The organism is Pseudomonas sp. PA-6-3C, assembly GCF_021605825.1.
Classification (GTDB): Bacteria; Pseudomonadota; Gammaproteobacteria; order Pseudomonadales; family Pseudomonadaceae; genus Aquipseudomonas; species Aquipseudomonas edaphica.
Genome location: NZ_WKDV01000066.1, coordinates 1 through 25,696, shown reverse-complemented (window position 1 = coordinate 25,696; position 25,696 = coordinate 1). Strand labels below are relative to the sequence as shown.

22 protein-coding genes and 1 pseudogene are annotated in these 25,696 nt (G+C 58.0%); 13 read left to right on the top strand and 10 right to left on the bottom strand.

Going from position 1 to position 25,696, the window contains the following annotated elements:
• The first annotated feature begins 128 nt into the window (after positions 1–128).
• On the top strand, positions 129–1,286 hold the full coding sequence (locus tag GIW48_RS28260) for an AAA family ATPase (RefSeq protein WP_236460981.1): 1,158 nt from the start codon (positions 129–131) through the stop codon (positions 1,284–1,286).
• A 413-nt stretch (positions 1,287–1,699) separates the two neighbouring features.
• Here the strand turns inward: GIW48_RS28260 and GIW48_RS28255 are convergent, their stop codons facing one another.
• Positions 1,700–3,052, bottom strand: a complete 1,353-nt coding sequence (locus tag GIW48_RS28255; protein WP_236460964.1) for a DNA-processing protein DprA — start codon at positions 3,050–3,052, stop codon at positions 1,700–1,702.
• Positions 3,049–5,133: a RecQ family ATP-dependent DNA helicase gene (locus tag GIW48_RS28250; RefSeq protein WP_236460966.1), complete on the bottom strand. Its 2,085-nt coding sequence runs from the start codon at positions 5,131–5,133 to the stop codon at positions 3,049–3,051. The genes GIW48_RS28255 and GIW48_RS28250 overlap by 4 nt, the downstream gene beginning before the upstream one ends.
• A 450-nt stretch (positions 5,134–5,583) precedes the next feature.
• Here GIW48_RS28250 and GIW48_RS28245 point away from each other — a divergent pair, with 450 nt between their 5' ends.
• Together GIW48_RS28245 and GIW48_RS28240 are read left to right on the top strand one after the other, a co-directional pair.
• Complete coding sequence (locus tag GIW48_RS28245) at positions 5,584–5,868, top strand: DUF3077 domain-containing protein (RefSeq protein WP_068931363.1); 285 nt, start codon at positions 5,584–5,586, stop codon at positions 5,866–5,868.
• Between the two features lie 7 nt (positions 5,869–5,875).
• Positions 5,876–6,115 carry a helix-turn-helix domain-containing protein gene (locus GIW48_RS28240; RefSeq protein WP_268935024.1) on the top strand — a complete coding sequence of 80 codons (240 nt, stop codon included), beginning with the start codon at positions 5,876–5,878 and terminating at the stop codon, positions 6,113–6,115.
• Between the two features lie 18 nt (positions 6,116–6,133).
• On the opposite strand, the gene GIW48_RS28235 is transcribed toward GIW48_RS28240, so the two are convergent.
• From GIW48_RS28235 to GIW48_RS28225, 3 genes are all read right to left on the bottom strand, one after another.
• Positions 6,134–6,835: an SDR family NAD(P)-dependent oxidoreductase gene (locus GIW48_RS28235; RefSeq protein WP_017135396.1), complete on the bottom strand. Its 702-nt coding sequence runs from the start codon at positions 6,833–6,835 to the stop codon at positions 6,134–6,136.
• Positions 6,832–7,053 carry a tautomerase family protein gene (locus GIW48_RS28230; RefSeq protein ID WP_053253821.1) on the bottom strand — a complete coding sequence of 74 codons (222 nt, stop codon included), beginning with the start codon at positions 7,051–7,053 and terminating at the stop codon, positions 6,832–6,834. The genes GIW48_RS28235 and GIW48_RS28230 overlap by 4 nt, the downstream gene beginning before the upstream one ends.
• 339 nt (positions 7,054–7,392) lie before the next feature.
• Positions 7,393–8,679 (bottom strand): OprD family porin, encoded by a 1,287-nt coding sequence (locus tag GIW48_RS28225; RefSeq protein ID WP_056860697.1) that lies wholly within the window; start codon positions 8,677–8,679, stop codon positions 7,393–7,395.
• Positions 8,680–9,087: 408 nt separating this feature from the next.
• Here GIW48_RS28225 and GIW48_RS28220 point away from each other — a divergent pair, with 408 nt between their 5' ends.
• Complete coding sequence (locus tag GIW48_RS28220) at positions 9,088–11,175, top strand: TonB-dependent receptor (protein WP_099549511.1); 2,088 nt, start codon at positions 9,088–9,090, stop codon at positions 11,173–11,175.
• Between the two features lie 298 nt (positions 11,176–11,473).
• On the opposite strand, the gene GIW48_RS28215 is transcribed toward GIW48_RS28220, so the two are convergent.
• Positions 11,474–11,692 (bottom strand): hypothetical protein, encoded by a 219-nt coding sequence (locus tag GIW48_RS28215; protein WP_017135392.1) that lies wholly within the window; start codon positions 11,690–11,692, stop codon positions 11,474–11,476.
• A gap of 234 nt (positions 11,693–11,926) precedes the next feature.
• Entirely contained in the window at positions 11,927–13,033 is a 1,107-nt protein-coding gene (gene aguA / locus GIW48_RS28210) for an agmatine deiminase (protein ID WP_017135391.1), read from the bottom strand.
• 365 nt (positions 13,034–13,398) lie between these two features.
• Between aguA and rfbB the strand changes: the two genes are divergently transcribed.
• The 5 genes and pseudogenes from rfbB to GIW48_RS28185 all read left to right on the top strand — a co-directional run bounded on the left by rfbB (position 13,399) and on the right by GIW48_RS28185 (position 18,493).
• Complete coding sequence (rfbB, locus tag GIW48_RS28205; RefSeq protein WP_236460968.1) at positions 13,399–14,481, top strand: dTDP-glucose 4,6-dehydratase; 1,083 nt, start codon at positions 13,399–13,401, stop codon at positions 14,479–14,481.
• An 88-nt stretch (positions 14,482–14,569) separates the two neighbouring features.
• A pseudogene (locus GIW48_RS28200) lies at positions 14,570–14,764 on the top strand (dTDP-4-dehydrorhamnose 3,5-epimerase family protein); the annotation flags it as partial.
• Positions 14,765–14,829: 65 nt separating this feature from the next.
• On the top strand, positions 14,830–16,638 hold the full coding sequence (locus tag GIW48_RS28195) for a sensor histidine kinase (RefSeq protein ID WP_017135388.1): 1,809 nt from the start codon (positions 14,830–14,832) through the stop codon (positions 16,636–16,638).
• Positions 16,635–18,020 (top strand): sigma-54-dependent transcriptional regulator, encoded by a 1,386-nt coding sequence (locus tag GIW48_RS28190; RefSeq protein ID WP_138450817.1) that lies wholly within the window; start codon positions 16,635–16,637, stop codon positions 18,018–18,020. Before GIW48_RS28195 ends, GIW48_RS28190 begins: the two co-directional genes overlap by 4 nt.
• A 17-nt stretch (positions 18,021–18,037) precedes the next feature.
• A complete protein-coding gene (locus GIW48_RS28185) occupies positions 18,038–18,493 on the top strand; it encodes a thioesterase domain-containing protein (protein WP_017135386.1) in 456 nt (151 codons plus the stop codon).
• A 128-nt stretch (positions 18,494–18,621) separates the two neighbouring features.
• On the opposite strand, the gene cysQ is transcribed toward GIW48_RS28185, so the two are convergent.
• Entirely contained in the window at positions 18,622–19,458 is an 837-nt protein-coding gene (gene cysQ / locus GIW48_RS28180) for a 3'(2'),5'-bisphosphate nucleotidase CysQ (RefSeq protein WP_017135385.1), read from the bottom strand.
• Positions 19,455–20,021 carry an ADP compounds hydrolase NudE gene (gene nudE / locus GIW48_RS28175; protein WP_017135384.1) on the bottom strand — a complete coding sequence of 189 codons (567 nt, stop codon included), beginning with the start codon at positions 20,019–20,021 and terminating at the stop codon, positions 19,455–19,457. Before nudE ends, cysQ begins: the two co-directional genes overlap by 4 nt.
• Before the next feature lie 87 nt (positions 20,022–20,108).
• Between nudE and yrfG the strand changes: the two genes are divergently transcribed.
• Entirely contained in the window at positions 20,109–20,771 is a 663-nt protein-coding gene (gene yrfG / locus GIW48_RS28170) for a GMP/IMP nucleotidase (RefSeq protein WP_170039544.1), read from the top strand.
• A 154-nt stretch (positions 20,772–20,925) separates the two neighbouring features.
• On the opposite strand, the gene lysM is transcribed toward yrfG, so the two are convergent.
• A complete protein-coding gene (lysM, locus tag GIW48_RS28165; protein ID WP_138453661.1) occupies positions 20,926–21,366 on the bottom strand; it encodes a peptidoglycan-binding protein LysM in 441 nt (146 codons plus the stop codon).
• A 234-nt stretch (positions 21,367–21,600) separates the two neighbouring features.
• Between lysM and fdhD the strand changes: the two genes are divergently transcribed.
• The 3 genes from fdhD to GIW48_RS28150 all read left to right on the top strand — a co-directional run bounded on the left by fdhD (position 21,601) and on the right by GIW48_RS28150 (position 25,592).
• Positions 21,601–22,440 carry a formate dehydrogenase accessory sulfurtransferase FdhD gene (gene fdhD / locus GIW48_RS28160; RefSeq protein WP_236460969.1) on the top strand — a complete coding sequence of 280 codons (840 nt, stop codon included), beginning with the start codon at positions 21,601–21,603 and terminating at the stop codon, positions 22,438–22,440.
• The gene (locus GIW48_RS28155) at positions 22,437–24,785 is read left to right on the top strand and encodes an FdhF/YdeP family oxidoreductase (protein ID WP_170039542.1); all 2,349 of its coding nucleotides are present in this window, start codon (positions 22,437–22,439) and stop codon (positions 24,783–24,785) included. Before fdhD ends, GIW48_RS28155 begins: the two co-directional genes overlap by 4 nt.
• A 327-nt stretch (positions 24,786–25,112) precedes the next feature.
• A complete protein-coding gene (locus GIW48_RS28150; protein WP_017135379.1) occupies positions 25,113–25,592 on the top strand; it encodes a YMGG-like glycine zipper-containing protein in 480 nt (159 codons plus the stop codon).
• Positions 25,593–25,696: the final 104 nt, after the last annotated feature.

Genomic DNA, 25,696 nt, shown 5'->3' with positions numbered 1-25,696 from the left:
CCGCATCCCCCATCGCCCCCCTTCCCTTACCAAGCGCTGATCTCTGTACCAAAGGTTCATCTTTCAACCTTTATGCTAAATTATGGGTGGCCAATAATTATGGCGTATCCATAAAAAGAGGTAATTGCATGAGCAGCATATTTCAGCGCCCTGAATTGGCTGAAAGCATGGCGAACCAGCTTCTCAATCCAGGCGTACTCGATGAGGGCTTGCGCTCAGGTCTGTTTCTGTCAGGCCTGCGCCGTACAGGCAAAACGACCTTTCTGAGAAACGACCTGATACCTGCCCTGGAAGAGGCCGGTGCTCTGGTCATCTACGTCGACCTCTGGAGCGACACGCTGGCCAACCCTGCGACGCTCGTGCACAACGCCATCTACAAAACCCTGCAAGACCTGCAAACGCCAGGCTCCTGCGCGCTGGAAATGCTCAAGCGCGTCAGCAATATTGATGTGGGTGCAGCCGGGTTCAAATTCGGCTTCAAACTCGACAGCATTGGCAGCGCCAATGGCCCAACGCTGGCGCAAGCGCTCACAGAGGTCGTCGACCAAGCGAAGACCGACCTGGTGCTGATCATCGACGAGGTACAACACGCGATCTCCACAGATGATGGCAACCAACTGCTCCTGGCACTCAAGGCCGCCCGCGATGCGATCAACCCGCGCCCTGATACGCCGGGCTACTTCCTGTTTATAGGAACCGGCTCACACAGGGCGCAAGTCAGCGAGCTGACCGCAAAACGCAACCAAGCGTTTTCGGGCGCCACATCAGCGGCCTACCCTTTATTGAAAGGTGATTACGTTGAGTTCCTGCTCAACCGGCTTTCGATGACGGTAAAGAAAGAGAAGCTGCCGTCCCTGGAAGCCGCTATCGAAGCCTTCAACACCCTGGGCAATCGCCCTGAGGAAATGCTCAAAGCCTTGCGCCAGCTCTTGCAACAAGACGGTGATCCAGACCTTTTCCTGCCCGTGATCGCCAGCACCTTGCGCTCGGCGGCGGCGAGTATTGAGTTGGAAAAAGTCGAGCTACTGGGCAGCCTGGCTCAAGCTATCTTCAACAAGATTGCGGCTACGGGAGGTGATGCGCGGGGGATTTTCTCTACGGATGCTGCATCTGAATACTCGAAGACGGTCGGCCGAGAGGTTCGGGTGGAAGAGATTCAGCCGGTGGTGATTGCGCTGGTGGCGGAGAACATCATTATGCGGCGCGGGCATGGGATTTATGCGATTACGGATCAGTTTGTTCAGGAGATTTGGTTGGAGGAGCGGGCGTTGATTGAGGGGAGTTAGGGAGAGAATAAAAAGCCTATCCACCTAATTCACGCCCTTCAACAACCAAGATGCGTAGCCAGTTCACGTAAGTCGATGTAATACTCCACAGCGTCGATGGTAGGCATACTAATGTCTGCCCCCGATTTTTCTTCAAGTTAGTAAATCTAAGGCCAACTCTGCACCGGCATCACAAAAAAGAACTCACAGAAATATGAGGACTATGTTTCGCAGGGGTAATTTCCCGGCCCGCATCGTTGCAGGAATATTTGCTGAACCGCCAAACACAAATACTCTTTAATCTGCCTTAGCCTTTAATTCCAACAATGGAAACGGATCATTACGGAACCGACAAAAAACGCTCCCCACTATGTATCGTAAAAATATTATAAATGATAGCACGATAAAAAATCAGCGCACAAACTCCAAAAAAATCATTTAACGAAATACATCGTTGGATGAGTCTTCTTTAATAAAACACCTTGCTCAACAAGCTGCTGCAACCACGCTCTAGCTTGCGAAGTTGACACATTTAAAATAGACGCAACCTCTGAATCCTTCATAGGTTCAAGCAAAACATTTAATATCAAATCTTTCACTACAACAAACAACACTTCAGACGCCGAACGATTTGCAACTATTAATTCCGTAGAATTTTTTCCCGCTGCATCTTCCTTTTTTTCATCTAACACGGAGGAAAGGCGCACACCCTTATACCCCACATCACCGACAAAATGTTCTCTCTCAATGAAAAGCTCAAAAGTCGAACCAGAGACAGTATTTGACTTATTGAAATCAACACCTAAGCTGTCTAGCCGGACGCGTTTCGGCAAGCTCTTAATACCAATTAGTTCCTCATAAAGAAGTTTTTTAAAATCAATAACAGAGCTTGGATTGGGCCATGAAATAGCACCATTTTTTAATAGCATGCTCAACCCCTCACAGGGTGGCCCCACAGACCTTACGAAAACAGGTACATAGTGCAGCTTCTCTAATTGTTCTATAGCTCCGGCCCAAGTCCCTCCTTTTCCAAAATCGCAGTTAACAACTAAAGAAAAATCGGACAAAGCATAAATCAACTTATTTCTTTGCATGGCATGGCCAATGCTAAATTTAGAAGATGGGTCATAAGCAGAGACCAGCACTAATCGCCCCTCCATCAACGGTATGCGATTTTTTCGATTTAGTACGGCACTATCAAGACGTTCCGCTATAACCTCACAAACTAGCCCTCCTGCATCATCGGCCCCATTCATGGCAGCCAAATCCACACCCTTAGCCCCCCCAGATATAAGCATAACCTGAGAAGCGGCCGCCAGCCTTCCGATCGACGCTGAATACTCAAACACTTCATCGCTGATCTTACGCGAACCAACTACTGCTAAACCTCCAGAGTTTAGTAAATTAAAATCTCCACAGCCATAAAGAATAGGCGGAGCATCAGTCTTCATAGTTTCTTTTAGACGACGGGGATACTGCGCATCTGCTCGACTAAAAACCCAAATCCCCAAACTTCTCCACTTCTCAGCAACTTGTCCCAACAGAAACTCACGACTTAGTAGACTTTCAATACGTCCTGGCTCGAAATATATGGCACAAGATTGAATCAAATCAGCAGAATCCGAACAAACCAAGTCAGCCGGCTGTTTCCGAATACTGTGTAAATACTGTGCGAGTCGCTTATATTCTCTCGGAGTAAGATGATCACTCCTCCCCCCCCCCCCCACAAGGAGGGGGGCAGTCAGCAAAAGTATTGCCTTCGTGTTAATTGAAAGCTCTGGAATCATTTTTCGTTCCCAGTGATTGATAAGGCAAAAGGATACACCTTGCCACACCCGTTATTACGTAACATCCACGTAGCAACAGCAAATGTCCATCCAGAATTTACAATATCATCGACTAGAAGAACAGGTCCCTTAGGAAGTTTTTCGATACATAGCCCGAGAGATCCGTCCACATTTAAGGCTTGGCGGGTCATATTAGCCATCGACTTCTGTTCATCTGTATGCGTGTTTTTCGATAGCGATTTATAAAATGGTAGGTCTAATCGCTTTGCTAAGCGGATTGCAAAACCTGGTACAAGTCCAGGGTTACGGAGAGAAGGGATTGATGTCACCCATGTCGGCCGTTCCTTTAGCTTCCATTTCTCAATAATTTTCGCACAAATCTCCAACAGTTCATCATCAAAATGCTTATCAAGATAACGCCCCTTTTTAACTTTTCCACCCCAACCAGAGTCTCCCCAATAGCATAATGCGATACCTACTTCTGCTTGGTGTTCAACAGGTATGTTTCCTCGAAGCTGATACTTCGGCAATCCGCCCGCTGCCCATCTTTTACGAGGCTCGATAGATATGTTTACACGACTTAAAAATGTTGAAGCTTTTTCTATCCACACTTCTGACGCAAAAGTTTTCAAGGGAGGCAAAGTCGGCCACTTAACAGAGTTCAAACTACCATCTAGAGCACTAATTAGAAACTTCATATGAGAGCCAAAAGGCAGCCCTACATATTTAACCATCTGCCCCAACTCTTCCCGCCTTAGGGCGGTAAGTCTATCGGCCCTCAGCCAGAATTTATCAGATAAAATGTTCGCGGTTAATTGCCAGCCATCTTCACCTTTAGCAATAGGGGCAGGTGATTCCAGAGAAAGCGCAGTAAGGGAATTTTCGATTCGACCTTGGCTAAGGTTAACAGTTCGCATCATTTGAGGAATAGTCAATGCGCCCAGAGATGCATCAAGTACTTTCATTATTTCCGCAACTTCAGCGCGAGTTGGAAAAGCGCTATCAATAAACCAATTTGATATTCCCAGCTCTTCATTGCCGTAAAGAAGAACTCCGTAAGCGGAAGCGAGTGATCTTCCTGCTCGTCCAACTTGCTGATAATAGGCAACAGCTGAACCAGGCATTTGGTAGTGAATGACGAAGGACAAATCCGGCTTATCATAACCCATACCCAAAGAGGTTGTTGCAACTAGTGCCTTCACCTCATTACGCAGAAGAGCATCCTCCAACTCCTCTCTCCGACCTCCTGTTCTTCCAGTATAAGACTCTACATTAAATCCTTGCTCTTTAAGCCATTCAGCAACCTGATTAGCATCACGAATAGTTAATGCGTAGATAATCCCGCTGCCGGCCAGGGTCGATAACTGCTCAGCCAGCCATGCTAACCGATGGGCTTTATTTGGCATATCTATAGTTTGTAGCGTTAGCGAGGACCTATTGAGATCACCTTTTAAAGTCGTTAAACCTGGACCTAGAACCACATCCAAATCATCTAACACTCGTTTATTTGCAGTGGCGGTAGTGGCCAAGACACGCATACTAGAAGGAAGAATTTTTATCGTCCGCTCTAGTAGCCTATAATGTGGCCGGAAATCATGCCCCCAATCTGAAATGCAATGCGCCTCATCAACTACCAACAATGATACCTGCTTTACCAGCGAGGCTAAAATTTTATCTCGAAATCTTTCATTTGCTAAACGCTCTGGCGAAATTATTAAAATATCAATTTCATTTCTAGAGATTTGCTTTTCGATTCCTTCCCAAGCACTTTCGTTATCAGAGTTAATAGTGGCTGCACGAACCCCCATCCTCTCCGCAGCTGCTACCTGATTCCTCATAAGAGCAAGAAGAGGAGACACTAACAATGCAGGCCCAAGACCACCCTCCCTGAGTAGTTTGGTCGCAATAAAATAGACAAAACTTTTTCCCCAACCTGTTTTTTGAACAACCAGCAAACGTCCATGCCCCTCAACAACATGTCGAATTGCCGTTTCTTGATCATTACGGAATTTCGCAGCATGGTTACCTGAGCCTAGCTTAAGAAGCTCCAGAGCCCTCAATGAGTCGTATTTCAAGTCCATTCCCCTAACTCTTAATCATTCCATTAATGTCCAAAAAGCAACCAGTTCGGTTTTCACTAGTAATCCAAAGTTCGCTGATTGATTTCTAGAAAGTGCAATGTCTCAGAGCTGGCGTACTATCGCAAGCTAACGTTTGATCGACGAAATGACGGACCAGTAGACCTAATTTTCGCACTTGCAGCTATCAGCTCAAGACGCTAATGTCACGCGTCGCTGCCAATTCAGCGATCGGGCCTGAGAACCCGGCAAGATGCAGGCGCCACAGCGCCCCAAACACCCGATTTGCAGGCGTTTTTTTTCGCCCCGCATTTCGTGCAATGGCGGCTGTGCGTGGGAGACCTTCGGGTCTGCCGGGTTCCTGTATCTCCGGTTTCTCAGCCTGCGCACAGCTGCCACCCATTCGCCTGAGAACGAACGTGGTAGCTCTCAATTGATATGGGAGTTCCACCAATGACCGCAACAAACCCACCCGCACTCACCACCCTCGGCGTCACCCCTTTCTCCTTTCACTCCGACCAACCTCTGTTCCGCGTCAACAGCGGTGTTTCCCTGCATGAAGCCTTGCACCACGTTTCCGATTTGCTTCACGTCGCCAAGTTGCTCGCAGAAGATGCGGCGATGACGAAGGAGACGGACCGTTATGCCTGGGCGTCGCATTATTTGCAGGAGATGAGCAAGGCGGTGATTGATGATGTGGTGAAGGTGTTGGCGTCGCCCTGTAATGCTGAGCAGTAAGCGGTAAATGGGCTTGCCGGGCGGGCGCTATCGCAGTTCGGCCCGGCTCCCACATAGAAGCGCTTGGTTGTCGGATGTGCGTATCGCTCGGGCGCTACGGGCTATTCATGCAACGCCGGGCCAGCAGGAAGGTCCCATCGGCGAGGTGGGTTTTGCGATTGGCTATGAGTCCGAGGCCGCGTTCAGCCGGGCCTATAAGGCCTTTTTCGGGCGCTCGCCACGGGATGACCACGCCCGGCCGGGTTAGGCCAGGCGCGTCAGCGTGTCAGTGCCCGGCGCTTTGCCCGCCGTCCACATGCAGGATCTCACCGGTGACAAACCCCGCGCTTTCCAGGTAGGTGATCGCCTGGGCAATATCACTCACTTCGCCCATGCGCCCTACCGGGTGCAGTTGCCCCAATGCAGCGTGGGAGTCTTCGCCATGCATCGGCGTCTTGATGATGCCCGGGCTTACCGCGTTCACTCGAATGCCGCGTTTGGCGTATTCAATCGCCAGGGATTTGGTCGCGGCGTTCAGCCCGCCTTTGGTGAGGCTGGCGAGTACCGAAGGCACGCCGTCGATGGCGTGATCGACCAGGCTGGTGGTCACATTGACGACGTGGCCAGCGCCGTGTTTTTCCATCTCGGCGATGGCCAGTTGGGTGATGTAGAAAAAGCCGTTGAGGTTCACCGCCAGCACGTTGGCGTAGTCGTGCTGGGTGTAGGCGGTGAAGGGTTTGGCGATGAAGATGCCGGCGTTGTTGATCAGGCTGTCGACACGCCCGAAGGTGGCCAGGGCTTCGCGGATGACACGCTGGGCAGTGGCCGGGTCAGCGATGTCGCCGGGCACCGTGAGGATGTTCGGGTCGGTGGACGGCTGGATCGAACGCGAGGTGGCCACCACGCGGTAATCGAGGGCGCGGTAGGCTTGAACCACGGCGGCGCCGATGCCTTGCGAGGCACCGGTAATGATCACGACTTTGCTCATTTTGTTTCTCCGGTAAGGGCTTGGGATTTGCGGTATTCGGTGGTGGTGATGCCGGCGTAGCCCCAGTTATCGGTGTCGATTTCTTCGATGACGATGTGGGTCAGGTCCGGGCGCTTGTTGAGCACGCGTTCGAGGGTTTCGGTGAACTCGGCGATGACCTGGGCTTTTTGCTCAGGGGTCACGCCGTCACGGGTGATGCGCAGGCTGACGAAGGGCATGGTGATGGCTCCAATGGGCGGGCATCGGGGTGATGGGCCGGCAGTGGGGTCAATTTAGGCGTGCGCTGAGTCGAGATAAAGGGGGGTTTGAGTACTACATTAGTGATGTGGTGTAACAAGTTCCCGCGGTACTTCTACACGATTGGACGCCTCCCGCTGGCGTCCGCAAAACTGATAAAAAAACCACCCTTGATCGTTGACGGCGGGACGCGGAGCGTCCCTAGAGGCGTTCCCACGCAGAGCGTGGGAACGATCACCGTCGCTGATCCAAAGGCATAAAAAAACCCCGAACCAGTCGGGGTTTTTTATCGCCTGGCATCAGGCGCGACGTGCGATCAATTAGAAAACGTTGATCGGGTAGTCGGCGAACAGACGGATTTCGTTACCGCCTACGTTGTAGTTGCTGGCGTTGCTGGAGACGCGCAACCACGACGCACGAGCGCGCAGGCTCAGGTCTTTGGCTGGGCCGCTTTGAACGACATATTTGAACTGGTTGAAGATTTCACGCTCGGTGCCACTGCCACGGTTGGAACCGTCGTCAATGTTGGTGCCGCGCACGTAAGCGATGTTGTAGGTCAGGCCAGGCACGCCGAAGGCGCTGAAGTCCAGGCCGTAGCCTGCTTGCCAGGAGCGCTCGTCCTTGCCGTTGAAGTCGGACCAGTAGGAGTTGGCCAGCAGGATGGTATTGCCGCCGTCGCCGATACCGCCAGCGTTGCGGTAGCCGCCGTACAGGTAGCCGGTGTCACCGGTGCTGCGCTGGTGAGCGAGGGTGAAGCTGTGCGGGCCAACAGCCCAGGTAGCGCCCAGGCTCCAGATTTTGTTGTCGCGGGCGTCCGCATCACCTTGGTTTTCCAGCGCGAAGCTGCGGTCCAGCTTGGTTTTGTAGCCGTTGAAGTCAAAGGTCAACGATTGCTTTTCTGGCAGGGCCAGCACGTAGTTGACGTTGACGTATTGCTTCTTCAGCACGTCCTGCATGTTGGAGGCGTACAACGCGGCCGACAGGCTTTCGGTGAATTTGTAGCTACCACCGATGTAGTCGATGCTTTTCAGCGCGCCACTGTCAGAACCTTCGGCGCTCTTGCGAGCTTCCTTGGTGAAGTGACCGGCGTCCAGTTGCAGGCCGGCGATCTCTTTGGAAACGATCGAAGTACCGGTGTAGGTTTCCGACAACAGACGGGAGTTGTCGTACTGCAGCACAGGCACAGCCGGCATCTGGTCACCGTACTTGAGTACAGTGTTAGAGACACGGAACTTCACGGCAGCGCCGCCCTTGGCCAGGTCGTTGGCGGCTTCGCCGCTGTCGCCTTGCTTGAAGAAGTCGATACCGCCAGCGCCGCTGCGACCTTTACCACCGTCCAGGCGAATGGCGTATTGGCCGATCACGTCCACACCCACACCGACGGTGCCTTGGGTGAAGCCGGATTCGAACTTGCCGATGAAGCCCTGGCCCCATTCGGCTTTGTCTTGCTTGCCGTTTTTGTAGTCACGGCTGATGTAGGCGTTACGTGCTGCGATGTTCAGGTGGCTGTCGTCCACGAAACCCTTGGATTGCTCCTGGTCGTTAGCCATTGCTGTCGATGCGCTCAAAATCCCCAGAGCGATCAGACTCATCCGTTGCTTCAACATTTCTTATATTCCTTATTACTGGTTGAGTACGCGCTGTGACACCAGGCTCCGTGTCGCTTTTCTGGTGTCGACTTCCTCCAGAAAAAACAAGGCCCGCGGACGACTGAACTGCCGCGGGCCTTTTTTTATTGGATGAGTCATGGCGGTGAGCCACAGGCGTTGGGCGCAATCCTATGCGCGCGTTGAACTATGTGTCAATTTCGTGAATCGTCTGTATTTAGGCGAAATAATTCTAAGCGGTGCATTCCAAGGCCCTCGCTCGAGCCTGAAAAATCGTCTGATTCGTCAAGAAAACACATTATGTAACATTTTTGACGAGGGTATGTTTGGGAATAGATAACCTGCGCAAATGCAAAGCATTACCATTCGCGCACTTTCCTTTTTCCAACACTTTTGGATTTATTCCCCATGCCTGCCTCTCGCCTGACGCCCATCACTTTTGGGCTTTCTGTTTTGCTGTCTGCCGGTTTCGCCTGTGCCGCCACGGTCTTGCCCGAAACGTCGGTGAGCGCCGAAGCCGACGAAGACGACCCGCGCGTCAAGGAGACCAACACCGCCACCCGCACAGCCACCTCGGTGCGTTACGTGCCCCAGGCCATCGACTCGGTTAAAACCGAAAGCCTGCGTTCCTACGGCACCAACGACCTGGGGCAGGCGTTAAGCGGCATTCCCAACGTCAGCAGCGGCGCCGATACGCGCTTCGACAGCCTGCGTATCCGGGGTTTTGACGCGAGCAATGACTTCTACCTGGACGGCATCCGCGACGACAGCCAGTACGTGCGCGACCTGCATAACATCGAGCGCATCGAAGTGCTCAAAGGCCCGGCCGCCGTGCTGTACGGGCGCGGCGGCCAGGGCGGGATCGTCAACCGCGTGAGCAAACTGCCCCAGGCGGGCCACACCTCCAGCATCGAAGCCCAAGGTGGCAGCCAGGATCTGCGCAGCCTGTATGCCGACCTCAGCACCGACCCAACGGATAACATCAGCCTGCGTCTGAACATGGGCAACCAGGACAACAACAGCTTTCGCGACGGTGTGAGCGGCAATCGCCAGTTGTTCGCGCCGTCGATGAGCTGGCAACTGACGCCGGACCTGAACTGGCTGGTGCAATACGAATACAGCCGTTACAACCGCACGCCGGACCGTGGCATTCCCGGGGTCAACGGCCGCCCGGCCGATGTGAGCCGCAGCACGACCTACTTCGATAGCCGCGATTACATCGACGATAAATCCCAGTCTCTGCGCTCCAAGCTGGCTTATGAACTCAACGCCAACTGGCAGCTGCGCCACACCCTCGGCGTGTTCAAGCTCGACAGCGATTTCGACAACACCTACCAGGTCGGCTACGACCCAAAAACCAACAAAGTCTCGCGCCAGCGCTGGCAACAAGACCTGAACACCCGCAACGTGTTCAACAACCTTGAGCTGGAAGGCGGGTTCGACACTTTCGGCCTGGAGCACCGCCTGCTCACCGGCCTGGAGCTGGGCAGCCAGCGCCGTGATCCAAAGTTGTACAGCGCCACCGCCACCAACCGTGGCGGCCAGGCCGTGCCGAGCCTGGACCTCAACCAGCCCGACCGCCACTTGAGCCACACCGGGCGCATGAGTGTTTCCAGCAACAACCACACCGAAGTCGAAAGCCGCGCCCTTTACGTGCAGGACCAATTGCGCCTCAACGATCAATGGCAAGTGCTGGCCGGCCTGCGTTACGACCACTTTGAAGTGGACACCACCAGCAAGCTGCTCAACACCCAGCAGGCGGTCGACAGCCACAGCACCAGCCCGCGCATCGGCCTGGTCTGGACGCCGCTGGAACACCACTCGTTCTATGCTTCCTGGAGCAAGACCTTCTCGCCAGCTGGCGGCGGCTTGATCGGCATCACCCCCAATGCTGCAGGCGCCGTCAACGACCTGAGCCCCGAGTTGACCAAGCAAAAGGAAATCGGCGTTAAAAGCGACTGGCTCGACGACCGCCTGAGCACCACCCTGGCCGTGTACGAGCTGGAACTCTACAACCGCCGCACCAGCGACCCACTGGACCGCACCATCACCCTGCTCACCGGCGAACAACGCTCACGCGGCGTGGAGCTGACCGCCACCGGCAAAGTCGTCGGCAACTGGTATGTACGCGGCGGCATTGGCCTGCAGGATGCCAAGGTGGTGAAGGACAACAACGGCTTTGAAGGCAAACGCATCAGCGACGTCGCCAAGCGTAACGCCAGCCTGTTTATTACCTGGAAACCGGAGATGGGTTGGTACGCAGAAACCGGCCTGACCCTGGTGGGCGACCGTTATGCCGACAACCTCAACACCGTGGTGCTGCCTGGTTACGGCCGCTGGGATGCACTGGCCGGGTTCCGCCAGAAAGAATGGGACGTGCGTGCGGCGCTGAACAACATCGCGGACAAAAACTACTACGCCTCGGCCACCAGCGCAGCGCAGATCCAACCGGGCGAGCCACGTAGCCTGGTGGTAACCGGCACCTACAATTTCTAAGTTTCACTCGGTCAATGTGGGAGCTGGCTTGCCTGCGAAAGCGGTGTATATGCTGGAAAGTCGCTGGCTGACAGAATGCCTTCGCAGGCAAGCCAGCTCCCACTATTCATCTCAGTGGTCTTCAGTTTTTGCACTAGTTCACCGAGCCTGCGGGCAACAGGCACCTACAACTTCTAAATTTCACTCGGTCAATGTGGGAGCTGGCTTGCCTGCGAAAGCGGTGTATCTGCTGGAAAGTCGCTGGCTGACAGAATGCCTTCGCAGGCAAGCCAGCTCCCACAATTGATCTTGGTGTTCTTCAGGTTTTCAGTAGTTCGCACAACGCCAGCAGCTCATCCTCACTGAACAACCCCGCCGGGTAGCGCTCACTCATGACACTGCGCACATCAGGCTGTTGCTGCCTCACCTGTCGCGAGCCGTTTGCCTTCAACCAAAGCGCCAGCGCATGGATCGCATCACCACTAACCCGCGTCGGGTGGAACGGGCGCGTGTAGATCGGGTTGATATCGGCATTCATTTCAGCGCTCTCTCCTACTGCGTGAGCGGCTAACTTACTCAAGGTTTGTGACAGAACTGTGCAGTCATCACCTTGGGACACTGTGGCAACACCGATACAAGAGCTATGCCAATGTCCCGTGTTTATAGGCATTCGGACACAAAAAAGCCCGCAACCTAGCCAGGCTGCGGGCTTGCTGCAAGCGCTATAAACAAGTAGCGCTCGGCGTTCACTCAAACGCTGTTACAACCGCACTCAGTTTTTGTGCGGTGCAGGCTGTTGTTGGGTCAGGCAATGGATATTGCCGCCGCCCAGTAACAGTTCACGGCCCGGCACCATCACCACTTCGTGCTGCGGGAACAGGTTCTGCAGGATCTCTTTGGCCTGGCTGTCCAGCGGGTCGTCGAAGCTTGGCGCGATGATGCCGCCGTTAACGATCAGGAAGTTCACGTAGGAACCCGCCAGGCGCACAGTCGGATTACGCTCCTGCGAGCCGTCTACCGGATCGACACCGGCGCATTCCTGTTCGGTCGCGTACAACGGGCCTGGGATCGGCATTTTATGCACTGTGAACGGGCGGCCTTTAGCGTCCGTGCTGCTTTGCAGCACGGCCATGGCGGCGTGGCAGCGCGCGTAGTTAGGGTCTTGCGGGTCATCGGTCCAGGCCAGCAACACTTCGCCGGGGCGCACGTAGCAGCAGAAGTTATCCACATGGCCGTCGGTTTCGTCGTTGAACAGGCCGTCCGGCAACCAGATGACTTTATCCACCGCCAAATTGTCACGCAGCACCGCTTCGATCGCCGCACGGTCCAGATGCGGGTTGCGGTTGCGGTTCAACAGGCATTCTTCGGTGGTGATCACGGTGCCTTCGCCGTCGACATGGATCGAACCGCCTTCCAGCACGAAGCCTTCGGTGCGGTAGCGCGGCGCACGTTCGATCTCGAGGATCTTGCCGCCCACCTGCGAATCGCGGCTCCACGGCGCATACAGGCCGCCGTCAAAGCCGCCCCAGGCGTTGAAATCCCAGTTCACGCCGCGCACTTCGCCGCTGTTATTGATCACAAAGGTCGGGCCGGTGTCGCGCACCCAGGCATCGTCGTTGGACATTTCCACCACGCGGATATTGGGCACATCCAGGCGCGCACGGGCGTTCTCGTACTGGCCGGCAGACACTGCGACGGTCACCGGTTCAAAGCGCGCAATGGCCTTGGCCACCGCCACATGGGCCGCCTGCGCCGGCTTGCCGCCCAGGCGCCAGTTGTCCGGGCGCTCGGGCCAGATCATCCAGGTTTGGGTTTGTGGCGCCCATTCGGCAGGCATGTAGAAGCCATCGGCGCGAGGTGTGCTGTGCAGGGTGGTCATGGCGTTCAGGACTCCGAATGGGGTGAAGGTCGACTTTATAACGGATAAAAATCGGCTTTAAAAGTGATAAAAGATCATAGCCGACAAGTATGACAAGCCTTAGTCGATAACAATCGACTACCTATAGTTGCTCATCGAGCACCTTCGACAACATGTCGACAAAGAAATCCACGCTGCGTTTAGACGCCACCATCGGCGGCTTGATCTTGAGGATTTTGAGGTAGTCGCCGGTCCGCAGCATGGAAACCCAACTCGCGCAGGCGATCAAGGCAACCCTTCTTCACCCGAGTATGCTTGCGCCGCCCCGCCGCGTAACTCAAGCTATGCTCTGGCTTAATGTCTGTCTTGGAAAAAAGGCTCTCTGAATGCGCATTCTCATCACCGGCGGCGCCGGCTTCATCGGTTCTGCCCTGGTTCGTCACTTGATTCAACACACCGAGCACGAAGTGCTCAACCTGGACAAACTCACCTACGCCGGCAACCTGGAGTCACTCACCAGCATCGCCGCCAACAGCCGCTATGAGTTCGTGCAGGCCGACATCATCGACCAGGCCGCCGTCAGCTCCGTGCTGGCGCGCTTTGAGCCGCAGGCCATCATGCACCTGGCCGCCGAGTCGCACGTCGACCGTTCCATTGATGGCCCCTCGGACTTTATCCAGACCAACATCGTCGGCACCTACAGCCTGCTGGAAGCCACCCGCGCCTATTGGCAGACCCTGGAAGAACCGGCCAAGAGCGCGTTCCGTTTCCACCATATTTCCACCGACGAAGTGTACGGCGACCTCCACGGCGTGGATGACTTGTTCACCGAAACCACGCCTTACGCACCCAGCTCGCCGTATTCGGCCAGTAAAGCCGCCTCCGACCACCTGGTCCGCGCCTGGCAGCGCACCTATGGCTTGCCGGTGCTGCTGACCAACTGCTCAAACAACTACGGGCCGTTCCACTTCCCCGAGAAACTGATCCCGCTGGTCATCCTCAACGCCCTCGCCGGCAAGCCACTGCCGGTCTACGGCGACGGCCTGCAGGTCCGCGACTGGCTGTTCGTCGAAGACCACGCCCGCGCCTTGTTGAAAGTGGTCACCGAAGGTGTGGTCGGCGAGACCTACAACATCGGCGGTCACAACGAGCAAAAGAACATCGACGTGGTACGCGGCATCTGCAGCCTGCTCGAAGAACTGGCGCCACAACGCCCGGCCGGTGTGGAGAAGTTCACCGACCTGATCACCTTCGTCAAAGACCGCCCAGGCCACGACCAGCGCTACGCGATCGACGCGAGCAAGATCGAAAACGAGCTGGGCTGGGTTCCGGAAGAAACCTTTGAAACCGGCCTGCGCAAAACCGTGCAGTGGTACCTCGATAACCTGGACTGGTGCCGCAGGGTCCAGGACGGCAGCTATCAAGGCGAGCGCCTGGGCAATACCGACCCAAAAGACCTGATCGCATAAGGTTTTGATCACACGACCTGTTCACCCGGCGAGTGCAACCGATGAGTGTGATCGCTACGGAGTTGCCCGAAGTATTGATCCTCGACCCCATGGTTTTGTGGTGCTCAGCGACTCTGCCGAGTTCCTCTACAAAACCACCGATTACTACACGCCTTCGGCAGAGCGTTGTATTCGCTGGGACGACCCGGAACTCAAGACTGACTGGCAGTTTGAGGGCACACCGACCTTGTCCGCCAAGGATCAGAACGGCAAGGCATTGGCAGACGCCGATCTGTTTGCATGACCGGCGAGTGCCTTGCACGCCGGCCCTAGGCATAATGCGCCTGTTCCCACAGGCGCATGACTCCCATGACTCCACCCCTCCCGCGTAGACCTCGCTGGCGCAGCCTCGCCTTATTGGCGTTGTGCCTGGCACCGCTGCTGTGGCCGCTGGAGCATCTGGCCGAGCGCTATTACCGCAGCGAACTCGCCGGGCAAAACCGTCAGACCCTCGACCTGTACGTCGCCAACCTCCTCGGCACCCTGCACCGCTATGAAGTGCTGCCGCAGATCCTCGGTGACTTGCCGGCCCTGCGCACCGCGCTGGATGCGCCTCAGGTCAGCGCCAACCTGACCAACGCCAACCTGCTGCTCAAGGACGTTGCCGCCCAGGCCGGGGTGGAAGTGATGTACCTGATGGACACCACCGGCAAGACCCTCGCCGCCTCCAACTGGGACAAGCAGGACAGTTTTGTCGACCGTAACTTCTCGTTCCGGCCCTATTTCAGCGAAGCCATGGCCGGGCGCCTGGGACGGTTTTTCGGCCTGGGCACCACCTCGGCCAAACGCGGCTACTTCTTCGCCGCCGCTGTACGCGATGGCGCCAAAATAATTGGCGTGCTGGTGGTCAAGGTTGACCTGGACCACACCGAAAGCCTATGGGGCAAAACCCCCGAGCAACTGCTGGTGACCGACCACAACGGCGTGGTCATCCTCACCTCACGCCCGCAATGGCGCTTCCGGGCGACCCGGCCGCTCACGGCGCAAGAGCGCCAGGCAATCATCGCCATCCAGCCCTACCCGACCCGCGACCCGCAACCGCTGGCGTTGAGCACCACGGCATGGCTGCGCCAATCCACGGCCATCGCCGAGACCGGCTGGACCGTGGAAATTCTTGCACCGCGCTCGCTGATCAATCGCCCGGTGCGCACCGTAGTGGCCGTTGGCGGCGCGACGCTGTTGGTGCTGATGTTGCTGCTGGGTTTGATGATGCAGCGCCGTCGCCACTACCTGGAGCGCATCGCCTTCGAAGCCAAGGCCCGCCGCGAACTGGAAGCGCGTGTGATCGAGCGCACCAGCGACCTCGAAGGCCTTAACCGCCGCCTCAAACAGGAGGTGCTGGAGCGTGAGCACGCCCAGCAGGAACTGGTGCGCGCCCAGGATGACCTGGTGCAGGCCGGCAAGCTGTCGGCGCTGGGCACCATGTCGGCGAGTATCAGCCACGAACTCAACCAGCCGCTGGCGGCGATCCGCAGCTACGCGGAAAACGCCGAGATCCTGCTCGACCACGAACGTACCAACGACGCCCGTGGCAACCTCAAGCTGATCAGCGAACTGACCGGGCGCATGGCCTCGATCATCGCGCACCTGCGCGCCTTCGCCCGCCGCGACCGCCACGCCCCGGAAAGCGTAGCCCTGCAACCGGCACTCGACGATGCCCTGGCGTTGCTGGCCAAACGGCGGCGCTCGATGGAAGTCGAGTTGATCCGCGACTTGCCCGAGGCGACCTTGTGGGTGCAAGCCGGCGAAACCCGCCTGCGCCAGGTGCTCGGCAACCTGCTGGCCAACGCCCTCGACGCCCTCACCGAAAAAGGCCCGCCGCGCAAACTGTGGCTGAGTGCCCAAACCACCGAACAGGGCGTCAACCTGTACATTCGCGACAACGGCCCAGGGTTTTGCATGGAAGCCCTGGGCCGCGCCAGCGAACCGTTCTACACCACCAAGACCCGCACCCAGGGTTTGGGGTTGGGCCTGGCGATCTGTGACACCTTGATGCGTGCCTTTGGCGGCGAATTGTTGTTCGCCAACCACAAGGAAGGCGGCGCACTGTTAACCCTGAAATTGCGTGCCGGCTCGCCGGGCGTGAGTCTGCAACCGTCCGAGGACCGCAGTGTATGAGTATCGATAACCAGATCCAGGTGGTGTTGATCGACGACGATCCACACTTGCGTCAGGCTCTGTGCCAGACCCTGGACCTGGCCGGGCTGAAAGTCCTGACCCTGGGCGAAGCCACGGGCCTCACGGCGCGCCTGTCCCGCGATTGGCCGGGCGTGGTGGTCAGCGATATCCGCATGCCCGGCATGGACGGCCTGGAGCTGCTGGCTGAACTGCACGGCCAGGACCCGGACCTGCCGGTGCTGCTGATAACCGGCCACGGCGATGTGCCGCTGGCGGTGCAAGCCATGCGCGCCGGGGCCTATGACTTCCTCGAAAAACCGTTCGCCAGTGATGCCCTGCTCGACAGCGTGCGCCGCGCGTTGGCCCTGCGCCGTCTGGTGCTGGATAACCGCAGCCTGCGCCTGGCCCTCAGTGATCGCCAGCAACTGAGCACGCGCCTGGTCGGGCATTCGCCGCAGATGCTGCGCTTGCGCGAGCAGATCGGCGCCCTGGCGGCAACCCGCGCCGATGTGTTGATCCTCGGCGAAACCGGCGCCGGCAAAGAAGTGGTGGCCCGCGCCCTGCACGACCTGTCGAGCCGCCGCAGCGGGCCTTTTGTGGCGATCAACGCCGGTGCCCTGGCGGAATCGGTGGTCGAAAGCGAACTGTTCGGCCATGAGCCGGGCGCCTTTACCGGCGCGCAGAAACGCCGCATCGGCAAGTTCGAGTTCGCCAATGGCGGCACGCTGTTCCTCGATGAAATCGAAAGCATGAGCCTGGATGTGCAGGTCAAATTGCTGCGTTTGTTGCAGGAGCGAGTGGTCGAGCGTCTGGGTGGCAATCAGCTGATCCCGCTGGATATCCGCATCATCGCCGCCACCAAGGAAGACCTGCGCCAGTCCGCCGACCAGGGACGCTTCAGGGCCGACTTGTACTACCGTCTCAACGTCGCGCCGCTGCGCATTCCGCCACTGCGCGAGCGCGGTGAAGACGCACTGATGTTGTTCCAGCATTTTGCCGACGAAGCCAGCAGTCGCCACGGCCTGCCGTTGCACGAGCTGCAACCGGGTCAACGTGCCCTGCTGTTGCGCCACAGCTGGCCGGGCAATGTGCGCGAACTGCAAAATGCAGCCGAGCGCTTTGCCCTTGGGCTGGAACTGGCACTGGACGCCACGGCGGACAACCCCGCCACGGGCGTGCTGACGTCAACCTCTGGCGGCTTGAGCGATCAGGTCGAGCAGTTCGAAAAAAGCCTGATCGCCGCCGAGCTGACCCGCCCCCACAGCTCGGTGCGCAGCCTCGCCGAAGCCCTGGGCATCCCGCGCAAAACCCTGCACGACAAACTGCGCAAGCACGGCCTGAACTTCGCCGACAGCGCCAGCCACAGCGCCGACGACGAATGACCCGCCAAGAGACCGCCATGAACCGCGACAGCCGCTACCTGGAATCGATCCTTCACCACGACATCCCCCTCACCCGGGAAATGGGCCTCAAGGTGCTCGGCTGGCAACACAGCCAATTGCAGCTGCACCTGCCCTTACAGGCCAATATCAACCACAAGAGCACCATGTTTGGCGGCAGCCTCTATTGCGGCGCCGTATTGGCGGGTTGGGGTTGGCTGCACCTGAAACTGCGCGAAGAAGGTGTCGAAGACGGGCATATCGTGATTCAGGAAGGGCAGATCAGTTATCCACTGCCAGTGACTCAGGATGCGATCGCTATTTGCGCGGCGCCGGAAGACAAGGTGTGGAAGCGCTTTGTGGCGACATACAAACGCTATGGCCGGGCGCGGTTGGCGTTGGAGACGTGGATTGTGAATGAGGGCAGTGAGGAGCGGGCTGTAGCCTTCACTGGCCAATACGTCCTGCACCGCTAACCGTCACAACACAAAACCAACTGTGGGAGCTGGCTTGCCTGCGATAGCGGTCTTACACTCACCTCATTAGTGACTGATCTACCGCTATCGCAGGCAAGCCAGCTCCCACATTTTGACCTGTTGTGGCCTTAAGAACGGGCCAGGGTCAGCAGGCGCTCGCGCCACGCTGCCTTGGCCGGCAACGCCAGAAAGAACGGGTTTAACAACGAAGCCCGCGCCGGATAGCTGAACGGCGCACCACTCAACTCCAACACCTCACCACCCGCCCCTTCCAGCACACCCTGGGCTGCAGCCGTGTCCCACTGCGACGTCGGCGCCAGACGCGGGTAGCAATCGGCACTGCCTTCGGCCAACAGGCAGAACTTCAGCGAGCTGCCAATATTCGCCAATTTCAGCTCACCCAAACCTTCGCTCAAGCCACTGAGCAAGCGTTCCTGTTCCGGGCTGCTATGGCGGCGGCTGGCTACCACGGTAAACGCCTCGCCGGCCGCCGGGGTCTGGCGTACCTGGATCTGCTTGGGCGCCTCACTCACGTCCGAGCGCCACGCGCCCAGGCCCGCGCCACCGAAGTAGCAACGGCCACTGGTGGGCATCGACACCACGCCAAACACCACGCGGCCTTGCTCGATCAACGCAATGTTGACGGTAAATTCTTCGCTGCCGGAAATAAACTCCTTGGTGCCATCCAGCGGGTCCACCAACCACCAGCGCTGCCAGCCGGCACGCACGTTCTGGTCGATATCGGCGTCTTCTTCGGACAGCACCGGGATGCTCGGGTCCAGAGCGGTAAGGCCCGCCAGGATCAGATGGTGAGCCGCCAGGTCGGCCGCCGTCACCGGTGAATCATCCGCCTTGGCGGTGACCGCCACGTCCGCGCGCCAATACGGCAGGATGACTTCACCTGCCTGGCGTGCCAGCTCGATCACAGGGGCAATAAACGGATGGCCTAAAAACAGTTCGCTCATGCGACAAAAGCTCCACGCTGGGTCAACAGGTCTCGTACCAAATACAGGGCCGCCAATGCACGGCCTTCACTGAACTGCTCGTTTTGCGCCAGCATCGACAGCTCGCGCAGGTTGACGCGCTCCACACGCATGGGCTCAGGTTCATCGCCTTCCAGGCGCTCTTCATACAGCTCGGTGGCCAGCACCACCTGGATTTTCTGGCTCATATAGCCAGGCGACAAGGACAGTTCGGTAATGTGCTCCAACTGGCGCGCGCCATAACCGGCCTCCTCCTTGAGCTCGCGGTTGGCCGCCGCCAGTACGTCCTCGCCAGGTTCGATCAGGCCCTTGGGCAACGACAATTCATATTCGTCGGTACCGCCGCAGTACTCTTCCACCAGCAACGCGTGGTCGGCATCGATCATCGCCACGATCATCACCGCGCCGTAACCGGCACCGCGGCCTACCAGGCGCTCGTAGGTCCGTTCAACGCCATTGGAAAAGCGCAATTGCACTTCCTCCACGCGGAACAAACGGCTACTGGCGACTATTTCGCGGGCGAGGACGGTGGGTTTCTGGCGCATAAGCGGCTCCTTGGCGTGATCGGGTTACTATACCGTGGCTTTTCCGATTGTCTGTGTCGGATATCTTTACTTACATGAGAACGCCCCATGCCCTCTTTGCCCTGGCACGCCATCGACACCGTCCTGCTGGACATGGACGGCACCTTGCTCGACCTGCACTTCGACAACCACTTCTGGATGGAGCACCTGCCCCAGCGTTACGCCGATTTGCACGGGGTGAGCCGGGCCATGGCCGACATGGAGTTGCAGCCGCTGTTCGAGCGTAACGCCGGACGGTTGCAATGGTATTGCCTGGATTTCTGGAGTGCCGAGCTGAACATTCCGGTGCGCGAACTCAAACTGGAAACCGCCCACCTGATCGCCCTGCGCCCGGACGCGGACACCTTTCTGGCGGCAATCAAACAGGCCGGCAAGCGTGTGATTTTGATCACCAACGCCCATCGTGATTCGCTGTCATTGAAGTTGGAGCGCATTGAACTGGCGCCGTATTTCGAGCGGTTGATCAGTTCCCACGACTACGGTTTCGCCAAGGAACACCGGCAATTCTGGGATGCGTTGCAAGCCGACATCCAGTTCGACCCGGCCCGCAGCCTGTTTATCGATGACACCTTGCCGATCCTGCGCAGTGCGCGCGAGTTTGGCGTGGGGCATTTGCTGGCGGTCAAAGAGCCGGACAGCAAGAAGGGGCCAAAGGACACAGGGGAGTTTGCGGCAGTCGATGATTACAGAGATCTGATTGCCGGGCTCTAATGTAAATGTGGGAATGTGAATGTGGGAGCTGGCCAGTGTGGGAGCTGGCTTGCCTGCGATTGCATCACCGCGGTGTGACTGACACACCGCGCTGCCTGCATCGCGGGCAAGCCCGGCTCCCACACAAAGCTGCTCCCACAGTTAGCTCTGTGTGTTACTCAGGAATACGCAGTACTTGCCCTGGGTAAATTTTGTCCGGGTGCGACAACAACGGCTTGTTGGCCTCAAAGATTTTTTGGTATTTGTTGGCATCGCCATATTCGCGCTTGGAAATAGCGCTGAGCGTGTCACCTTTTGCAACGGTGACAAAACGGGCGGCTGCCGCGGCCGGGCCAGTCACGGTGATCTGGTCATCCACACTGCCAACACCGGCGATATTGCCCGCAGCCAGGATGATTTTCTCTTTCTCTTCCTGAGTGGCAACTTCACCTTTAACGGTGACTTTGTCGCCCTCAACGGTTGCGGTGATGTTCGGATTTCCGAGCCCTACCTTGCTGATGTGATCCTTCAGCTCATCGCTCGCATTGGCGTTACCCGGCGTCAACAGGTCAATCAACTTCTCGCCTGCTTCCTTAACAAAGCTAAAAATACTCATGGTGCGCTCTCCTTGGGGTTTAAGTTCCAGATGCCCAAGACTAGACCAGTCCTGCAGCCTTGGGTTCCAGGCACGCCAAAGACCCAAACACGCTAGCCTGCGCGCTGGCAGGAATAAGCCCGCAACACGCGCCTTGATCGACGCCATCTATCAATAGATCAGTACAGCCGATTAGACGCGACCCTTTGTCGCGCCTAGTCTAAACATTGATCATTCCCTCGGTGGTACTGCCCCATGAACGCCAAGCGCCCAGTCTGCGCGGCGCCTGCCCTCGAAACGCCCGCGCCGGCCGCCAGCCAGAGCTACCAGTTTTGCAATCTGGAACACACTGAAATTGCCAGCACTGCATTGGCCGAAGAAGTGGCGTTGGCGATTGCCTACAACGACATCAGCCAGGCGGTGATGCTGGTGACGCCCACCGACCTGGAAGACTTCATCGTCGGCTTCAGCATCGGCAGCGGCATTATCGCCGACGTTAGCGACATTTATGATCTGAAACTCAGCGGTGCTGGTTCTACCCAATACGCTCAGGTGCAGATTTCCAGCCGGGCCTTCTGGAACCTCAAGCAGCAACGCCGCCAGCTGGCCGGCACAAGCGGTTGCGGCCTGTGCGGGGTGGAAGCCGTGGAGCAAGCCTTGCCAGACCTGCAAGTGCTACCCGGTGCGCCGTTGCCGCCTGCCGAATGGCTCGACGGCCTGCGCCAACGCATCAGCGCCTTTCAGCCTTTGGGCCAGCACAGCGGCGCGGTGCATGCGGCGATCTTTATGAATAACCAGGGCGAGTTGCTGATGGGCCGCGAAGACATCGGCCGACATAACGCCCTGGATAAATTGATCGGCGCGCTGATCCGCCAAAAAATTCCGACCGACGGCGGCCTGGCCATTGTCACCAGCCGCTGCAGCCTCGAATTGATCCAGAAAGTCTTGCGCGCAGGCATCCAGACCCTGGTCAGCCTGTCGTCGCCCACCGGCCTGGCCCTGCAATGGGCGCGCCGGCACAACCTCAATCTCATCCACCTGCCGCAGAAAAGTGCGCCGCGGGTCTACAGCCCTGCGATGGAGAACCAGCCATGAGCCTGCATCACCAAGCCGACCAAACCCCGACTCCGCGCTACAAGCCTTACAAAGGCCCGGCCGGCGGCTGGGGCGCACTGATCAGCGTGGCGCAGGCCTGGCTGACCAGCGACAACGCCATGAAAAACCTGCGCATGATGCTCAAGACCAACCAGAACGGCGGTTTCGACTGCCCTGGCTGCGCCTGGGGCGACTCGCCGGAAAGCGGCATGGTCAAGTTCTGCGAGAACGGCGCCAAGGCGGTCAACTGGGAAGCCACCAAGCGCCGTGTGGACGCGGCCTTCTTCGCCAAGCACAGCGTGACTGCACTGCTGGAGCAGAGTGACTACTGGCTGGAATACCAGGGCCGCCTGACCGAGCCGATGCGCTACGACGCCGAGACAGATCGCTATAAAGCCATCAGTTGGGATGCCGCCTTTGACCTGATCGGCAAGCACCTCAACGCCCTGCCAAGCCCGGACATGGCCGAGTTCTACACCTCGGGCCGGGCCAGCAACGAAGCAGCGTACCTGTACCAGCTGTTTGTGCGCGCCTACGGCACCAACAATTTCCCGGACTGCTCGAACATGTGCCACGAAGCCAGCGGCGTCGCCCTGGCGCAAAGTGTGGGCGTAGGCAAAGGTACCGTGACCTTTGATGACTTCGAACATGCCGATGCGATTTTCGTCTGGGGCCAGAACCCCGGCACCAACCACCCGCGCATGCTTGAGCCGCTGCGCGAAGCGGTAAAACGTGGCGCCCAGGTGGTGTGCATCAACCCGCTCAAAGAGCGTGGCCTGGAACGCTTCCAGCACCCGCAACACCCGCTGGAAATGCTCACCAACGGCGACAAACCGACCAACACCGCGTACTTCCGCCCGGCACTGGGTGGCGACATGGCCATCCTGCGCGGCATGGCCAAGTTCCTGCTGCTGTGGGAACGCCAGGCCCAGGCCGAAGGCAAAGAGGCGGTGTTCGACCACGACTTCCTCAATGAACACAGCGTCAACGTGCTGGAGTACCTGGGCCAGATCGACGACACCCCATGGGATGAAATCGTCGCGCAGTCCGGCCTCACCCTGGTCGAGATCGAGCAAGCGGCGCGCATGTACGCCAAAGGCAAAAACGTGATCATGTGCTGGGCGATGGGCATTACCCAGCATCGCCATTCGGTGCCGACCATCCAGGAAATCGCCAACCTGATGCTGCTGCGCGGCAACATCGGCCGCCCAGGCGCTGGGCTGTGCCCGGTGCGCGGCCACAGTAACGTGCAGGGCGACCGCACCATGGGCATCAACGAACGCCCGCCGGTGGCGTTTTTGGATTCGCTGGAGCGCCGCTTCCAGTTCCAGGTGCCGCGTACCAATGGCCACAACGTGGTCGAAGCGATCCACGCCATGCTCGAAGGCCGTTCCAAGGTGTTTATCGGCCTGGGCGGCAACTTCGCCCAAGCCACGCCAGACAGCCCGCGCACCTTTGAAGCCCTGCGCAGTTGCGACCTGACCGTGCAGATCAGCACCAAACTCAACCGCAGCCACCTGATGCACGGCAAAGACGCGCTGATCCTGCCGTGCCTGGGCCGTACCGACATCGATATCCAGGCCGACGGCCCGCAAGCCGTGACAGTGGAAGACTCGTTCAGCATGGTGCACGGCTCCAATGGCCAGCTGCAGCCGCTGTCGAAGCTGATGAAGTCCGAGCCGGCGATTCTGGCCGGGATTGCCGCCGCCACGTTGGGCAGCAAGCCGGTGGACTGGAACTGGCTGGTGGCCGACTACGGGCGCATCCGCGACTTGATCGCCGATACCATCCCAGGCTTCAAGGACTTCAACGAACGCATCAAACACCCAGGCGGTTTCTACCTGGGCAACTCCGCCGGTGCACGCCGCTGGAACACGCCGTCGGGCCGCGCTAATTTCCGCCCGAACGTGCTGCCCAAAGACCTGATCCACGAACGCACCCACGCCACAGGGCGGGTGCCGGACCTGATCATGCAATCGATGCGTTCCCACGATCAGTACAACACCACCATTTATGGCCTGGACGACCGCTACCGTGGGGTCAAAGGCCAGCGTGACGTGCTGTTCGTCAACGAAGCGGACATCATCCGCCTGGGCTTCAAGCCGGGTCAGAAGGCTGACATTGTGTCGCTGTGGGAAGATGGCCGCGAGCGCCGCGTGAAGGGCTTTACCTTGCTGGCGTTTGATATTCCGGCGGGCCAGGCGGCGGCGTACTACCCGGAAGTGAACCCGCTGGTGCCGCTGGAAAGCACCGGGGATGGCAGCCATACGCCGACGTCGAAGTTCGTCGCGATTTGCCTGGAAGCGGCGAGCGACAGTGGCTTGATCATGGCCCGTTCAGCCTAAGCAGAGCCCATCGTGGCGAGGGAGCTTGCTCCCGCTCGGGTGCGTAGCGACCGTAATAATGTTGGGGTCGCTGCGCAACCCAGCGCGAGCTTGCTCCCTCGCCACAAGAGAACAATGCCGGCAGTTTTACTCAGGCACAAAAAAAGGCCGCTTTTGCATAAAAGCGGCCCTTCCGAAGTAGCTAAAGACTCACAAAATCGACTTAAGTTCCCTATACAAAACAGCAACTTAGCGAATTGTATACAACCTCTACCGCCGGTCGGTTTTCGATTGTCAGCGCCTCGATACAACCTCAGGATCGCGCCGTCATCCTCTTGAGGTCTCTCTATGAAGTTCTCCTCGATTCTCTTGTTGTCCCTTGGCCTGGTCAGTGGCGCAGCCATGGCCGGTGGCACCACCGAAGCCGGTGTGGGCGGCGCATTGGGCGGGGTTCTAGGTTCGGTTGTCGGCCAGCAGTTGGGCGGCAACACAGGTTCCACCATCGGCGCAGCCTTGGGTGGCGCAGGCGGCAGTGCGGTGGGTGCCGATAGACGCAGCCGTGGCGAAGCCGCCATTGGTGGCGCACTGGGCGCAGCCGGCGGCAACGTCGTGGGCCGCAGCATGGGCGGCAGCACCGGCGCACTGGTCGGCTCAGCAGCCGGCGGTGGTGCAGGTGGCGCGCTGGGCAACTACATGGGCAACAAGAGCGATGACGACGACCGCCGCTACCGCGGGCGTGACAACCGTCGTTACGATCGAGATGACCACCGTGGACGCGGGCATGCCTATGGGCATCGCAAGAACAAGCATCACTACCGTCATCGGTAAGTTCTAAAGAACACAGCTGGCCCCCTGTGGGAGCTGGCTTGTCGGGTCGCCGCATCGCTGCGATAGCGGTGGGTCAGGGTTAGATGTGCGTCCTGACCCACCGC